The 13,705-nt window shown below is 60.2% G+C and carries 15 protein-coding genes; 8 read left to right on the top strand and 7 right to left on the bottom strand.

What is annotated here, in order from left to right; genetic code table 11:
* Positions 1-257: 257 nt before the first annotated feature.
* Positions 258-1,115 carry a methanogenesis marker 8 protein gene (locus L21_RS07930; RefSeq protein ID WP_074369939.1) on the bottom strand — a complete coding sequence of 286 codons (858 nt, stop codon included), beginning with the start codon at positions 1,113-1,115 and terminating at the stop codon, positions 258-260.
* Between the two features lie 133 nt (positions 1,116-1,248).
* Between L21_RS07930 and L21_RS14110 the strand changes: the two genes are divergently transcribed.
* Together L21_RS14110 and L21_RS07935 are read left to right on the top strand one after the other, a co-directional pair.
* A complete protein-coding gene (locus tag L21_RS14110; protein WP_178377700.1) occupies positions 1,249-1,407 on the top strand; it encodes a hypothetical protein in 159 nt (52 codons plus the stop codon).
* Positions 1,408-1,418: 11 nt separating this feature from the next.
* Positions 1,419-2,168 (top strand): heparan-alpha-glucosaminide N-acetyltransferase, encoded by a 750-nt coding sequence (locus L21_RS07935; protein WP_074369952.1) that lies wholly within the window; start codon positions 1,419-1,421, stop codon positions 2,166-2,168.
* A 406-nt stretch (positions 2,169-2,574) separates the two neighbouring features.
* Here L21_RS07935 and ade read toward each other — a convergent pair whose 3' ends face one another.
* Both ade and L21_RS07945 read right to left on the bottom strand, forming a co-directional pair.
* On the bottom strand, positions 2,575-4,230 hold the full coding sequence (ade, locus tag L21_RS07940; protein ID WP_143727241.1) for an adenine deaminase: 1,656 nt from the start codon (positions 4,228-4,230) through the stop codon (positions 2,575-2,577).
* Entirely contained in the window at positions 4,230-4,589 is a 360-nt protein-coding gene (locus L21_RS07945; RefSeq protein ID WP_074369941.1) for a hypothetical protein, read from the bottom strand. Before L21_RS07945 ends, ade begins: the two co-directional genes overlap by 1 nt.
* Before the next feature lie 400 nt (positions 4,590-4,989).
* On the opposite strand from L21_RS07945, the gene L21_RS07950 reads away from it, so the two are divergent.
* The 5 genes from L21_RS07950 to L21_RS07970 all read left to right on the top strand — a co-directional run bounded on the left by L21_RS07950 (position 4,990) and on the right by L21_RS07970 (position 10,946).
* Positions 4,990-5,670, top strand: coding sequence for a M48 family metalloprotease (locus L21_RS07950; RefSeq protein WP_256712739.1), 681 nt, complete (start codon positions 4,990-4,992; stop codon positions 5,668-5,670).
* Between the two features lie 214 nt (positions 5,671-5,884).
* Complete coding sequence (locus tag L21_RS07955) at positions 5,885-6,766, top strand: ParA family protein (protein WP_083608880.1); 882 nt, start codon at positions 5,885-5,887, stop codon at positions 6,764-6,766.
* Positions 6,767-6,769: 3 nt separating this feature from the next.
* Positions 6,770-9,619, top strand: a complete 2,850-nt coding sequence (locus L21_RS07960) for a methyl-accepting chemotaxis protein (RefSeq protein ID WP_074369942.1) — start codon at positions 6,770-6,772, stop codon at positions 9,617-9,619.
* A 10-nt stretch (positions 9,620-9,629) separates the two neighbouring features.
* On the top strand, positions 9,630-10,109 hold the full coding sequence (locus L21_RS07965; protein WP_074369955.1) for a chemotaxis protein CheW: 480 nt from the start codon (positions 9,630-9,632) through the stop codon (positions 10,107-10,109).
* Between the two features lie 42 nt (positions 10,110-10,151).
* Entirely contained in the window at positions 10,152-10,946 is a 795-nt protein-coding gene (locus L21_RS07970; RefSeq protein WP_074369943.1) for a CheR family methyltransferase, read from the top strand.
* A gap of 3 nt (positions 10,947-10,949) precedes the next feature.
* Here the strand turns inward: L21_RS07970 and L21_RS07975 are convergent, their stop codons facing one another.
* Positions 10,950-11,207 carry a hypothetical protein gene (locus L21_RS07975; protein WP_054847729.1) on the bottom strand — a complete coding sequence of 86 codons (258 nt, stop codon included), beginning with the start codon at positions 11,205-11,207 and terminating at the stop codon, positions 10,950-10,952.
* A 174-nt stretch (positions 11,208-11,381) separates the two neighbouring features.
* On the opposite strand from L21_RS07975, the gene L21_RS07980 reads away from it, so the two are divergent.
* Positions 11,382-11,981: a hypothetical protein gene (locus L21_RS07980; protein WP_074369944.1), complete on the top strand. Its 600-nt coding sequence runs from the start codon at positions 11,382-11,384 to the stop codon at positions 11,979-11,981.
* A gap of 42 nt (positions 11,982-12,023) precedes the next feature.
* Here the strand turns inward: L21_RS07980 and L21_RS07985 are convergent, their stop codons facing one another.
* From L21_RS07985 to L21_RS07995, 3 genes are all read right to left on the bottom strand, one after another.
* Positions 12,024-12,209, bottom strand: a complete 186-nt coding sequence (locus L21_RS07985; RefSeq protein ID WP_054847726.1) for a hypothetical protein — start codon at positions 12,207-12,209, stop codon at positions 12,024-12,026.
* A gap of 29 nt (positions 12,210-12,238) precedes the next feature.
* A complete protein-coding gene (locus tag L21_RS07990; RefSeq protein ID WP_054847725.1) occupies positions 12,239-12,490 on the bottom strand; it encodes a DUF7123 family protein in 252 nt (83 codons plus the stop codon).
* 269 nt (positions 12,491-12,759) lie between these two features.
* Complete coding sequence (locus L21_RS07995; protein WP_074369945.1) at positions 12,760-13,356, bottom strand: hypothetical protein; 597 nt, start codon at positions 13,354-13,356, stop codon at positions 12,760-12,762.
* Positions 13,357-13,705 lie beyond the last annotated feature (349 nt).

Raw genomic sequence — 13,705 nt, forward strand, 5'->3', positions numbered from 1 at the left:
GGATAGTCCGTGGTGCAGGTCCGAAATAAAAAATCAAGGTCCTTCGAGTTTGTGAAGAGGGCTGCTAACAATACAACTCCCCTTCGCGACCTTCGCGGCTTCGCGTGAGACCGTATCGTTATCTCCACAATCCACTCACGCGAAGTGCGAGCGCAGCGAGCTTGAGCACCGTAGGTGCGAGCCGCGAAGGTCGCGAAGTCTGGATGGAGACCTTTGGGTGCCTTCGCGTGAGTTAATGATACAGAGATCATTTGGGATCAGCGGAGCGGGGAGGGCGACTGCGACCCCGGCACCGGGAGGCGCGCTCCGTGGACGATGATCTGCTGGTCGGTCTCCGCGACCTTCCCGAGGATGATTGCTTTCCCCGCGGCCGTCATCGCAAAGACCGGAATCGACGTCCCCGCCTGGAGGAGCGCGGTCTTCGCCGCTTCTTCCCGGACGTGCCGTGAGGCGCAGGCGGTGAGGAGATCGGCCGAGCGGGCCATCAGGGCGGCGTCCTCCCGCGAGATCCCGGTCGTGTGAACGGCGACGATCACGGCACCGGGGAACCGCTCCCGGATAGCCGCCGCCTCGGCGGCAACGGCGGTGGTCACGGCTATCCGGCGATGGCCGAGTTCTGCCGCCAGGGCGACGCCGGCGGCCTGGTCGATCACGGCGGTTGCCGGATCGAGGACGACGCCCCCGTTCTCTTCGATCCGCGCGACCACCTCCGGGATGGGGCTTGTCTTCACGAGCCCCGACATCCGGCCGCCGATCCCCTGGATGAGAGCGGGGTTCGTCGCAACGAGCGTCCCCGCCCCGTCGGAGGCGATCACCGCGGCGTCGAGGTCTCCCCGGCGGACGGCGCTGCTCAGGAGTTCCGATGCCCCGAAGATGACGAAGTCCGGCCCGGCAAGAATCTCGCGCTTTGGCGTGCACATCCCGAACGACCTGATACGCCCTTCGATGTTCGCGCGTATCGCCTCCGGCGTCATCTCCGGAACAGGGCAGGCAAACCGCCGCGCAAGCGGGCAGTCCTCTATCTGCGGCGTCCCGACCTCGACCACCCGGCCGTCCCGGATCACGACCCGGCATCTGCCGGCGGCTTCTACGATATGCTCATCCTGATCGCTCATGAAGAAAGTAGGGCAGGCATGGGAATAATGGTGCCTCCCCCCAGCCCACGGGTAAACCCTTATCAGATAACCATCCCATGAAATTGTAGGCAAGCCATGATACGCTTACGGCAGCAAGGCGGGGTGAGGGGAGATGGGCAGGATCTGTAGTCCGTTCGTCGTGATCGAGTGCAGCCGGCAGTGCGGCTTCTCCCGGCTCTACAACGAGCCCACCGAGGAGCAGAGCCGGGAGATATCCGATACGAAGACCTGTCCTGCCTGCGGCGCTCCCGTCCGGCGAAGGCTCTTTTAACGGTGCGGAGCATGCCGGGAGAGCGTTACTGGGAGATCGACCTCGCCCGGGGCGTCGCCGTCGTGACGATGATCGTCTTCCACTCGGCCTTCGACCTCAACTTCTTCGGCGTCCTGCCGCTCAACGTCTCCGGCGGGTTTCTCCGGATGCTCGCCTACCTGACCGCATCGACGTTCATCTTCCTCGTCGGGGTCTCCTTCACCATCAGTTACGCCCGGGCAGCACGAAGGCTTGATAAGCGCGGCCTCACGCTCAAGTACGTCCGGCGCGGCCTCACCATCTTCGGCTACGGCCTCGTCATCACCGTCGTCACCCGGCTATTTCTCCCTGACGTCTACATCGTCTTCGGCATCCTGCACTTCATCGGGATCGCGATCCTCCTCGCGCCGTTCTTCGTCCGGTTCGATTCAGAGAGACTCATCATCACGAGTATCGCCTTCCTCATCGCGGGCTATGCGGCAAGCCTCGTCTCCGGCCCGTGGCCGCTCCTCTGGCTCGGCATCCGGCCGGAATCCTTCACGAGCCTCGATTACGTCCCGCTCCTCCCCTGGTTCGCCCTCGTCCTGGTCGGGATGGCAGTCGGGCATCTCTTCTACCCCGACGGGAAACGGGGTTTTCCGCTCCCGGTTACGGAGCCGGCGTTTGCCCGGCCGCTCGAGTTCCTGGGCCGGCACTCGCTCTTCATTTACTTTCTGCATCAGCCGGTCATCCTCTTCGTGATCGCGGTGCTGGCGCCGGGGGCGGTGACGGGGTTTTGGTGAGAAAAGACCCGGGGAACAGACGAGACTTTATTATTACGTGGACATCGATAGGGGTGCTCAAGATACTCCAAGATACGAGAAACGGCACTCAGATGAGTAGGGGCTTCGGTTGCAAGTGTTAACCTTGAAGACGAGGAAAAAGCCCGGTACACTGGACCGTGGGGACATCGCGTTTGAGGGGTGGGGACAGGGGAGGGGGCGCGCCCCCCTCCCCGTCAGCCCCTCCCCAGTGGCGATATCCACTGGAAAACCGTGTACGGGATTGTACAATATTCAGAAGGGAAAACACTTTACAGAAACTGAGTCCAAGCACCGTAGGAACGGCGTTCGAGAAGATTTCAAATTTCGGATCACGATCAAAAAGGGTTGAGAGTATCTTCAGGGGAGATTACCCCTGCACGCCCCATCACTCCTCAAACAGCGGAACGTCCGTAAACGCCCCGACGTCGAAGACACCGCGCTCCGTGACCCGGACTTCAGGGATGACCGTCAGCGCGAGGAACGAGAGGTACATAAAGGGATTTTCGATCGCGCCGAGCCGCCGGGCATGCTCCTCGAGAGCCGCAAGCCGCTGCACGACCTCGCCGTAGGGAAGGGCCGACATCAGCCCGGCGCACTCGAGGGGAAGCGCGGTTACGTCCCCGTTCGAGACCACCGCAAGGCCCCCGCCGAGCCGGACCACCTCGGCGACGGCGCGGACGATATCGGCGTCGCCGGCACCGACCGCGACGATGTTGTGGGAGTCGTGGGAGACCGAACCGGCGATCGCCCCTTCCTGCAGGTGAAAGCCGTGCACAAGCCCGACGCCGGAGCCCGACGCCCGGTAGCGGTCGGTGACCACCGCTTTGAGGATGTCGCGGCCGAGATCCGGGATCCCGGCGGCGTCGACCGAACAGCGCATATCCCGGGTCGTGATCTGGCCGGGCACGATCCCGATCACCCGCGCCTCCCCCCGCCCGGTTATCCGGATATCGCCGGGCTCCGGCACGCGGGCGTGCATGGGGGCCGCCGGGCAGGCAGGCCGCCGGTAGCCGGCGTCGATGACCTCGGCGCCGCGCTTGAACGTTTTGAGGACGCGGAAGCGATCGGGGTCGTCGACGACGCAGAAGTCGGCAAGCCTTCCCGGTGCAAGAGCGCCACGGTCGTGGAGCCCGAACCTTCCGGCGGCGGAGAGCGTGGCCATACGGAGCGCCTGCTCGACTTCGAGGCCGCCTGCGACCGCTTTCCTCACGCAGTCGTCGATATGCCCCTCCCCGGCAAGCATGTCGGCGTGCCGGTCGTCGGTGGCAAAGCAGCACCGCGGCGCCGTGCAGGCGTCGACGAGCGGGAGGAGGTCGCGGAGATTTCGCTCCGTCGAGCCCTCCCGGATCATGACGTACATCCCCCGGAGGAGTTTCTCCCGAGCTTCGGGAAGCGTCGTGCACTCGTGGTCGCTCTGGACACCGGCATAGATGTAGGCATTCAGGTCTTTACCCGAGAGGAACGGTGCGTGGCCGTCGATGACCTCGAAGAGGTCCACCTTCGCCCGGAGATCCTCGTCGCCGAAGAGGACGCCGGGGACGTTCATCACCTCGGCGAGCCCGACGACTCCCTCCCGTCCCCGGAACCGGGCGAGGTCCGCGGCCGTAAGCACGGCGCCGCCCGCGTCAAACGGCGTTGCCGGGACACAGGAGGGGAGCATGACCAGGATATCGAGCGGCGTTCGCGCACCTTCGGCAAGCATGTAGTCGATCCCCGGCGCCCCGCAGACGTTTGCTATCTCGTGGGGGTCGGCGATCACCGTCGTCGTGCCGTGCGCGAGGACGAGCCGGGCATACTCCGCCGGCGCGAGGAGCGAACTCTCGATGTGGACGTGAGCGTCGATCAGCCCGGGCACCACGTATGTGCCGGAGAGGTCATACTCCCGTGTCCCCCGGTAATCACCGAAGCCGACGACGCGGCCGCCCTTCACCGCGAAGTCCGTGCGCTCCCAGGAGCACGCGAACGGGTTGAATACCTCCGCTCCAGAGAAGACGGCATCCGCGGGTTCGAGCCCCCGCGCCGCCGCGAGTCCCGCCGCGATCAGGCTGTTACCTCCATGTCGCGGATGACGGATGCTCTCCGTTCGTTGCCGACGAATACAGTCAGAAAGACCTTGTATGAGCCGGGCTGCAGGTCGGCCCGGATCGTGTACTCGTTCTCTCCCCGTTCAAGGTCGATATACCGCGCTTCGGAGAAAGCCTCGTGCTGTTCGAGCGCGCTCACCTCCATGATCATGATCTGGAGCACAGCGTTCTCGACGGGCTCGCCGGCGTTCTCTACCTGGACCTGCAGAGCACCGCCGCTGTAGGTCACCTCACCAAACGACGTGGAGAGGCATCCGGCAGCCCCGGTGAGGGCGGCAAGGGCCAGTATCAGCAAGATCGTATATTTTCTGGACATCTGCTCGGAGGACCGGGGATCCGCACACCGTGCCGGCGCAAGCACGGCCGTATGGCCCCCTCCAGCCCTCCAGATTCACCTCCACTCTACTCATTCAGAATTTTGGTTGCTATTATTAAAATATTGTGAAAAAAACGGAGATTGTAGAGGTTTCAAACCAGGAGCCCGAAACCACACGACACGGTACGAGATCCGCCCGGATTCATGGAGACCGTGAGGGTGCATCCCCCTTCTCTTCTGAGGTTGCCCGGGAGAGAGACTGCACCAGACCGGACGCTGCTTCGCCGGGGAAAACCTGCATCGTAGAATTACTGATGGTAAAATCAGGAAATTAACGGAGAAGGAGCGATCTGACCGGGAGCAATATCTAATATATGATAATTAATATAATCAATTGTCAATGAATAGAGCCGATCGCGATCCCCGCTTGTACCGGATATTCCGGGAACTTCAGGAGAAGGGATTGATAAACCGCAGGACGAGACTGGTGAGATGCCCTCTCACCGTCTCTATACGGGGATCTCCGGCACTCAACTGCATCCGCTACCGTCATTCATTCTTCGAAAGAAACCTCTCAGGGGCAAGCGACGATGCGCTCCGCTTCGTGCTGCTCCACGAAGAGGGGCACGTAAGAAAAGGCTCCTCTCTCCTCTCTGCCCTCCCTGGCCTCCCGGTTCTCCTCTGCCTCGCCTTCCTCGGGCACCCGTCGCTGCTGGCCGGAGGCCTCCCGCTTGCAAAACCGGTCTTCGTCGTCCTCCTCCTCCTGACCGTCTTCTTCGCCTACCGGACCTATTACCGCGGCATGGACGATGAGGAGTTTACCGCCGACCGCTACGCCGCCGATGCGATGAGGCGCTGCTACCGGACGAGGGATCCCGGAACTCTCCTCCAGAACCTTCTCTTTGGTCTGCTGGCGAGAGAGTCATCTGTCAATCGTAAAGGCACGATATCCGGAGTTCTTCGTTCCGGGACCGATTATCGACCATCGATCTCCGAGCGCGTACAGAGGCTCCGGGCTGCAAACGATCCCGGCGATAGAAGACCCGGTATACGCTCTACCGACAGCGAATTTCCCCAGTGAAATCTGCTGCCGGTACGCGCCGAACTTCCCGGGAGCGACCAGCACATACGCCGCTCTCTTCGGCACCCCCGGAGCCCTCGATATACAGTGGTGAAGATACCTTCGATCCACCCTTTCGCGCGAAAAAATATTTCAAAAAATTTAAGACGCTCAGAATATATCGCTTCAGAAAAGTAAGTTTAATAACACCTATTTCAAATAAGGATACTGAGGGGTGCTGGACATTACGATTATAGCGTTCGCCCACCATAAAGGCGGCACAGGAAAGACGACATCATGCCTCAACGTTGCAGGATACCTCCAGAAAGATGGAAAGAGCGTTCTGGTTGTAGACTGCGACCCACAGGCCAATGCCACCACGGGTCTCGGAATCAACCCCGAAACCCTCGAACTGAGCATGTATGACGTCTTCATGAGCATCTTTGAGGGCTTTCCCGACGTCGCTATCGCCGACGTGATCGTCCCTACGACGTCGGGGATCGATCTCGCTCCGTCAACCCTCGATCTTGTGGGGGTCGAGCCCTACCTCTACGGTATCGAGGACCGGACGGGGATACTCAGGGAAGCACTCGCGCAGGTAAGGGACGCCTACGACTTCATACTGATCGACACGCCCCCGAGCATGGGCCAGTTCGTCATCAACGGCCTCGTCGCCGCGGACCACACCATCGTCACCCTCGATTCCGGCACGTTCGCTCTGAAAGGCATGGAGGCCCTGTCCACGATCTTTGGCGACATCAAGCAGATGCTCGGGGAAGACGTCGCCGCGGATTTCGCCATTCTGACCCGCTGGAAAGGATCGGGCGATCCGGCTGCCGGAACAGGCGGGCTTGCGCTCTTCCTGAAGCGGATCTTCTCGCCCGCTTCCGCCGCAGAAGAGGAGCGGGAGAGGGAGCGGCTGAAGGCGTTCGAGTCCGAGGTAAAAAAATCGTTCAAGCAGGTCTTTGCAGTCCCATACTCGCCTGCAATCTACGAGACACAGCAAAAGGGGCTTCCCATATCCCATTACGCACCCGAGAGCGATGCCGGCAGGGAGTACCGGGCAATAGCAACTGCGCTCGCGGAGCGGGACAAAAATCACGAGGAGGTTGTGTAAACCATGATCGATAAACCTGGAAGGAAAGCACTATTCACCGGGCCGGTTGTGCCGGGTATGACAGGACAGGCGCAGGAACAGGGGGCGGTGGTGCTCCCCGAGGCGATCGAGGCCGCACTCCATGCGGCGCTTGAAGGCGACGACTCCGTTCAGATCGACCTTGCAGGCGTTCCGGAGAATTACCGGCCGCTGGCCACCTCGATCAACGCGCTGCTCGAGAAGAAGCAGGAGGAGAAGCAGCGCTTCAAACGCCGGCTGGACGAGGCCAGGATGCTCCTGAAGGGATCTGATACGATCATCCAGCAGAATCCGATGCCCATTCTGGTCGTCAATCAGGACTTCAAGGTGACCATGGCAAACGCGGCCTACGCCGAGATGAGCGGGATCCCGATGGATCAGGTGCTCGGCAGGAGCCTGAGGGACTTCAAGATAACGTCGCAGAAGGGTTCCGGCCTCCGGCAGGCAATCCAGGAGAAGAAGCGCGTGTATGGGGAGATCGTCGTCGAACTGCCCTCGGGCACCCGCACGCTCGAGCAGTACGCTATCCCGCTGCTCGACAACGAGAATGCGGTCGAGAGCATCCTCATCGTCTACAACGACCTCACCGAAAAACGGCAGGAGGAGGAGGAGATCCAGAGGATGCAGCATCGCATCGACACGATGATCAAGTTAAACCCGCTTGCGATCGCGCTCCTCCGCCCCGACAAGAGCCGGATCGACATCAACGACGAGTACGCCCGGATGTGGCGGGGGACCCGCGAAGAGACGCTTGCAAAGAAACTCTACGACTACGACATCACCATTCTCAGCGGCGACCACTTCTACGCCTGCTACGAGACGAAGAAACTCGCCCGGACGGACGTCATGGTCAAGTGGCCCGACGGCGCCAGGAAATACCTCACCCTGAACGCCATCCCCATCCTCGATCAGAAAGGCGAGATCGAGATGGCCTTCTACGTCTGGAACGACTGGACCGACCTGCAGGAGCAGAAGGAGGAGGTCGAGAAGATCAAACATAGCGTCGACACGATGATCAAGTTAAACCCGCTTGCGATCGCGACGCTCCGCGCGGACAAGAGCCGGATCGACATCAACGACGAGTACGCCCGGATGTGGCGGGGGACCCGGGAAGAGACCCTCGCAAAGAAACTCTACGACTATGACATCACCGTCGTCGGCGGTGACCACTTCTACGCCTGCTACGAGACGAAGAAACCCGCGCGAACGGACGTCATGGTCAAATGGCCCGACGGCGTCAGGAAGTACCTCACCTTAAACGCCATCCCCATCCTCGATCAGAAAGGCGAGATCGAGATGGCCTTCTACGTCTGGAACGACTGGACCGACCTGAAGAAGAAGGAAGAGGAGGTCAAGGATACCGAGCACCGGGTGGATGCGATGATCAAGCAGAACCCGCTCGCTATCGCGACCCTTCGTCCCGACAAGAGCCGGATCGACATCAACGACGAGTACGCCCGGATGTGGCGCGGCACCCGCGAAGAGACGCTTGCAAAGAAACTCTACGACTACGACATCACCATCCTCAACGGTGAAGACTTCTACGCCTGCTACGAGACGAAGAAACTCGCCCGGACGGACGTCATGGTCAAGTGGCCCGACGGCGCCAGGAAATACCTCACCCTGAACGCCATCCCCATCCTCGATAAGAGCGGCGCGATCGAGATGGCCTTCTACGTCTGGAACGACTGGACCGAGCAGCGGGAGAGAGAAGACCAGATCCGCGACCTGATGGAGACCGCAAAGAAGGAGAGCGAGAGGCTTGGAGCGAGCGCCAGGGAACTCGGGGACGCACTCGCCGCCATGGCAAAGGGCGACCTGACGGCGTTCGTGGAAGCAGAGAACGACGATCCTCTCCACGCAGTCAAGAGCGACTACAACGCCTCCCTGACCGCTATCCGGGCGCTCCTCGCCGACGTGGCGAAAGCCGCTCACCAGGTTGACATGACGACGAGGGAGGTCAGCAAGAGCACCGATGAGATCATCCGGGCGACAGAGCAGGTCGCTGTCTCGACGCAGCAGTCGTCGGAAGACGCACGCCGCCAGCTTGAGAAGATCGAGGAGATCGGGATGGATATCAACGATCTCTCGGCATCCATCGAGGAGATTGCAAGCACGACGCAGTCGGTCATGGAGCAGGCATCGAAGGCATCGAAGGAAGGAAACGACGCGGCAACACTTGGTGAAGTCGCGACGAAGAAGATGCAGCTCGTCGAGGAGATCTCCACGCAGACCGTGGGGGAGATCAGCACCCTCAACACCCAGATGCGGGAGATCAACAACATCGTCAAGTTGATCGCCGACATCGCAAATCAGACCAACCTTCTCGCGCTGAACGCCGCGATCGAGGCTGCCCGTGCCGGGGAGCACGGCCGCGGATTCGCTGTGGTCGCCGGCGAGATCAGGAACCTCGCCGGAGAGTCCAAGCGTGCAAGCCAGGACATCGAGGATCTGATCCGGACAATCCAGGCAAGTACCGAGAAGACCACCGACTCAATGCAGGCGTCTCACCAGGAGATCCAGGCAGGCATCGAGAGCGTCAATAAGGTCATCGTGAGCCTGAACCGGATCGTCGACAGCGTGGCGGTGGTCACCACCGGCATCTCCGAGATCACCAAGGCTACCGAGGACCAGGCGAACTCCACCAACAACGTCATGCAGAAGATGGACGAGTCCACCCACATGACCAAGGAGAGCCTGAACCGCACCGAGGACATGGCGGCACTCGCCGAAGAGGTCAGCGCATCGACCGAGGAAGTCGGAAGCGCTTCCCACGAACTGGCAGGCATGGCCGGACAACTCGAGAAGATAATGAAGCAGTTCAAGCTGAACTAGGGAGGAGATGATGGCAGCATCCGTAGACGTAGTGGAGTTCCAGCTCGGGGAGGAGCACTACGCACTGGATATCCAGATTGCACGAGAGATCGTGGAGATGATGCCGATCACTCCCCTTCCCCGTGCTCCCGACTACCTCGCGGGCATCATTAACCTGCGGGGCGAGATCACGAACATCATCGATCTCCGCGACCTTCTCGGTCTCCCTGGATCGGAGGAGACCGAGAACCGAAAGATCGTCGTGCTGATGCCGGACGTGACGAACGGATCGAACGTGGGGATCATCGTCGACGACGTGCACAGCGTCGTATCGGTCAGGAACGAACAGATCGAACGTATCAGCGACGGCATTACGTCGTCTATCAGCAGTTACGTCAAAGCAATCATCAAGATAGGGGACGAAGAGGACGAGAAGGCCAAGACCCTCATCATATGGCTCGATGTCCAGAAAGTAATCGGCGATCTCGGCGGCGATCAAGCAAATCGCTAGATCGTCTCCGTAATTCAACACCCGGCATAAGCAGGTTACCCCATGGATGAATTCGCATCACTCCAGAGAAGCATCGAGAGACTGATACGGATCAAGTGCTCGAACTACAAGGAAGATTATATCAAACGGCGCATCCTCTCCCGGATGCGCCTGACGAACACCACGGATTTCGAGGCGTATCACAAGTACCTCCTCGCGAACCCGCAGGAACTCGACCTACTCAGGAACGCACTCACCATCAACGTCACCAAATTTTTCCGCGACCCGGAGGTCTTCGAAGTGATACGCCGGGAGATGCTGCCGGATCTCGCCCGCCGCAAAGACTCTATCCGGATCTGGTGCGCCGGCTGCTCCACGGGTGAAGAACCCTATTCGATCGCCATCCTCGCCCACGAACTGATGGCCCTTCATAAAAACGTCAGAATAACGATATACGCGACCGATATCGATACCGTGGTGCTGCAGAAGGCCATGGCCGGGGTCTACGACAGGAAGGCGCTCGAGAACGTCGACGACAAAAGGCTCCGCAAGCATTTCATCAGCCACGAAGACGGCACGTTCGAGGTCTGTTCCCATATCAAAAGCCTGGTTAAATTCCGGGAGCACGACCTGATGTCGGGCGTTCCCATTGCCCGGTACCTCGACGCCATCACCTGCCGCAACGTCACCATCTACTTCACCGAGAAGCAGAAGAACGACCTTACGCATCTTTTCTATTCAGCGCTTGCCACCGACGGGTACTACGTCATAGGGAAGACCGAGTACCTGGCAAGAGAGGTGGAGCACCTTTTTGTGCCGTACAACACCATGCAGAAGATACTGCGCAGGGCCGCCTGAGCGTCACCAGAGGTAGCCGGATTCCACGTCCGTCTCGGTCTCCTCGAACTGCGACATCCGGTGCATGAAGGCCTTCCTGGCCTGGTAACGCTTCAACTCGGAGAAGAGCAGGTAAAAGTTTACGCCGACGACGATGATGATGAGCATCAGGCTGATCCAGAGCTGGCTACCGCTCTGGGTTGTGATGAAGGTCGCCGCAAGGAGCACCACGAAGGAGATCAGGTAAAATATCACCCACGTGCGCACCTCAGTGATATCCATGCTCTCACAGGATTGTGGTCGTGGCTTCATATTAACGATTCCGTTTTAGGGATTCTATCATGAAGGAGGGGTCTGAAAAACCGGGTCAACCCGGCCCATAAACGATCTTCCCCGTCGATCTCCGGGCGAGGGCAAACCCGAAGGACTTTTTACCCCGTACATCCTTTTAAATCTGTGGATAAAGGCGACGTCTTCAGCATTCTTGCCGCCCTGATCATCGTCTCCGTGCTGGCACTGCTCTTTCGGCCGCCCGTAGCGGAGGCCGGGCCGGAGATCCCCGAGATCCCCGCCCCGGCGCCTCCCGTCACCGTCACCCCCGCCCCGACGCCTGCCGCGCCGCTCGAACCCACCAGGCTCTCCTACGCGACCGGGGTCTGGGACTACCCCTGCTGCCGTCTCCCTGACAACCTCATGCTCTACGGTGGTTCCGACCCGCCATGGCAGGGAGCTCGGGAGATCATCCCGTTCGCCTACATCGAGGAGGGGCGAGGCGGCATCACCGAGGTGTTTCACGTGCCGTACGCGGTATGGAGGCTTAACTGCAGTGTCTCCTCAACGATACGGCCCCAGGCGGCGCATTTCAGGATGGCACTCGTGGAGTTCGAGAGCGGGACCGTCATAGAGGGAGCCGACCTGCATTACCCCGGCAATATCGTCAAAAACGTCGAGAGAGGAGGGAAAGACTTTTACCTCATCGTCAGTGTGGATGAAGTGGATTCGTACCGCATCACCCTGGAGACGCTCCCCGAATATTTCTCTGCCCCTCTCGGATGAGATCGGGGGCATCCCGGCGATGCGGTTGTAGTTGCGGGGACTTTAGATCTTTTCGACGGTCACCCTGACGCGGTCGCCGGCCCGCACGCCGTGTCCCTTGGGAACGTCGATGTTGAACCAGAGCACCTCCGGGTTTTCGTGGTTCTTGTCCTGGGACATGAGGCAGTCTTTCTGATCGTTGATGTTGGCCACAAATTCGACGGGTGCTTCGAACTCAATGATCTTCATGCCGTAGAATAGAGCGTACCAGGATAAAATTATGATGCACGGGAGGTGACGCGCCACGTCGTACTGTTCGAATAACTCCAGCGCCGGATATCCAGCTCGTCGCAGATCTCAGAGAGGATAGCAAGGTTGATACCGACCTCTTTTGCGGAAAGGCCAAGATCGGTTGCGATATACTTGGATTTAAAGTAGGATTTGCCGGCTCGCAGCCCTGCCTTGAGGTGATACAGGATCTTTCGCTGGGTGTCGCTATATTTCTCTTTAATACGGTCTTTTGTCGACATCGACTGATTCCCTCGTGAGCAAGTGTTTTTTGTCCAGATCAATATTTATATCTACCCATTTGTGTCCGAAAAATAACACGAGAGATATACTAATCGTTGCATATTATTGAGCATCGTCGTGCCGATCCGGGGGGCAGGGAGTACCATCTGCAGCCCCGAGAGCGTAGCACGGTCATCGCGAGCGCGGGAACCGGAGGGGGGAGGGGCGCTTTCGATAGCCCCCCCGCGTCCCAAACGGCACCGGGCGACGACCGCCCGGCATGCCGCCGTCACTTCCGGTTCCGCCCGAACACGACGACGAGCGCGGCGACGAGAGCGGCCAGGATGACGCCGGCTATCGAGAGGGGGGCGGCCTGTGTCGCACTCCCGTTGACCTGTGCCGCCTGGATCGGCGTGAACGTCGGCAGCTCGGCCGTGGCGGTATCTACCGGCGTCGCCTCGTCCGTCCCGACTACGACGAGAGGACCGGTCTCGTTGGTCGTGTTGTTACCTGTCCCGGCCGGAGTCTCCTCAGGTGTCTCGTTCTCCACCGGCCCGACCGGGGTTTCTTCCGGAGTCGCGTTCTCCATCGCCCCAACTAAGGTTTCTTCTGGAGTCTCATCCTCGATTGCCCCGGACAGAGTCTCCTCAGGAGTCTCGTTCTCCGTCTCGTCCGGCGTAACGTCGGAAGCCTCATCATCGGCGGTCTCTTCCGGGGTTTCCTCCGTCAGGGTCTCTTCGGGGGTCTCACCGGGTGTCGGACTGAGTGTCCAGGTCAGGGGTTCCGTGGCTGCCGTGCTCTGGGCCGCTGCGGGGAGCACAACAGCCGCTGCCGCCAGAAGCAGCACGACCAGGAGTGCTCTCCACGCCCGTAAGTTTCCGGTCATGAGAACCCACGTAGGGAATAAGTCTATTTTTATATTTCGGTCATCATCAAAATTGCATCGACGGGTAACTACCCGGTGCGTCCCACAACATAGCGACAGCATGCATCGCCCCATAGCGGCGACGATCCGGGAAGAATATATAGCGGCAGTGGTGCACCGGCGCCCGAAGGCCCTGAATGCAGCCAATCGCGGACGGGGCTCCAGAAGAGATCAGACAGCCCGGCCGCAACCTCACGAAAAAGTGGTAGCGATCAGATTGGCGATTCACCAATCTTCTTGATCAGGCTGTCAATCACCACGTCACGCATCCCTTCCACGAACTTGATGCTCCCGACGACAAGGTGACCCC

Origin of the sequence: Methanoculleus chikugoensis, from assembly GCF_900095385.1 — an archaeon.
Taxonomy (GTDB): Archaea; Halobacteriota; Methanomicrobia; order Methanomicrobiales; family Methanoculleaceae; genus Methanoculleus; species Methanoculleus chikugoensis_A.

Bases quoted from the DNA above. Each gene is read 5' to 3' on its own strand.
- L21_RS07945 (WP_074369941.1), bottom strand. From the start codon at position 4,589: ATGTCCAGAAAATATACGATCTTGCTGATACTGGCCCTTGCCGCCCTC.
- L21_RS07965 (WP_074369955.1), top strand. From the start codon at position 9,630: ATGGCAGCATCCGTAGACGTAGTGGAGTTCCAGCTCGGGGAGGAGCAC.
- L21_RS14110 (WP_178377700.1), top strand. From the start codon at position 1,249: ATGGGCAGGATCTGTAGTCCGTTCGTCGTGATCGAGTGCAGCCGGCAG.
- L21_RS07950 (WP_256712739.1), top strand. From the start codon at position 4,990: ATGAATAGAGCCGATCGCGATCCCCGCTTGTACCGGATATTCCGGGAA.
- L21_RS07990 (WP_054847725.1), bottom strand. From the start codon at position 12,490: ATGTCGACAAAAGACCGTATTAAAGAGAAATATAGCGACACCCAGCGA.
- L21_RS07930 (WP_074369939.1), bottom strand. From the start codon at position 1,115: ATGAGCGATCAGGATGAGCATATCGTAGAAGCCGCCGGCAGATGCCGG.
- L21_RS07975 (WP_054847729.1), bottom strand. From the start codon at position 11,207: ATGGATATCACTGAGGTGCGCACGTGGGTGATATTTTACCTGATCTCC.
- L21_RS07960 (WP_074369942.1), top strand. From the start codon at position 6,770: ATGATCGATAAACCTGGAAGGAAAGCACTATTCACCGGGCCGGTTGTG.
- L21_RS07935 (WP_074369952.1), top strand. From the start codon at position 1,419: ATGCCGGGAGAGCGTTACTGGGAGATCGACCTCGCCCGGGGCGTCGCC.
- L21_RS07970 (WP_074369943.1), top strand. From the start codon at position 10,152: ATGGATGAATTCGCATCACTCCAGAGAAGCATCGAGAGACTGATACGG.
- L21_RS07995 (WP_074369945.1), bottom strand. From the start codon at position 13,356: ATGACCGGAAACTTACGGGCGTGGAGAGCACTCCTGGTCGTGCTGCTT.
- L21_RS07985 (WP_054847726.1), bottom strand. From the start codon at position 12,209: ATGAAGATCATTGAGTTCGAAGCACCCGTCGAATTTGTGGCCAACATC.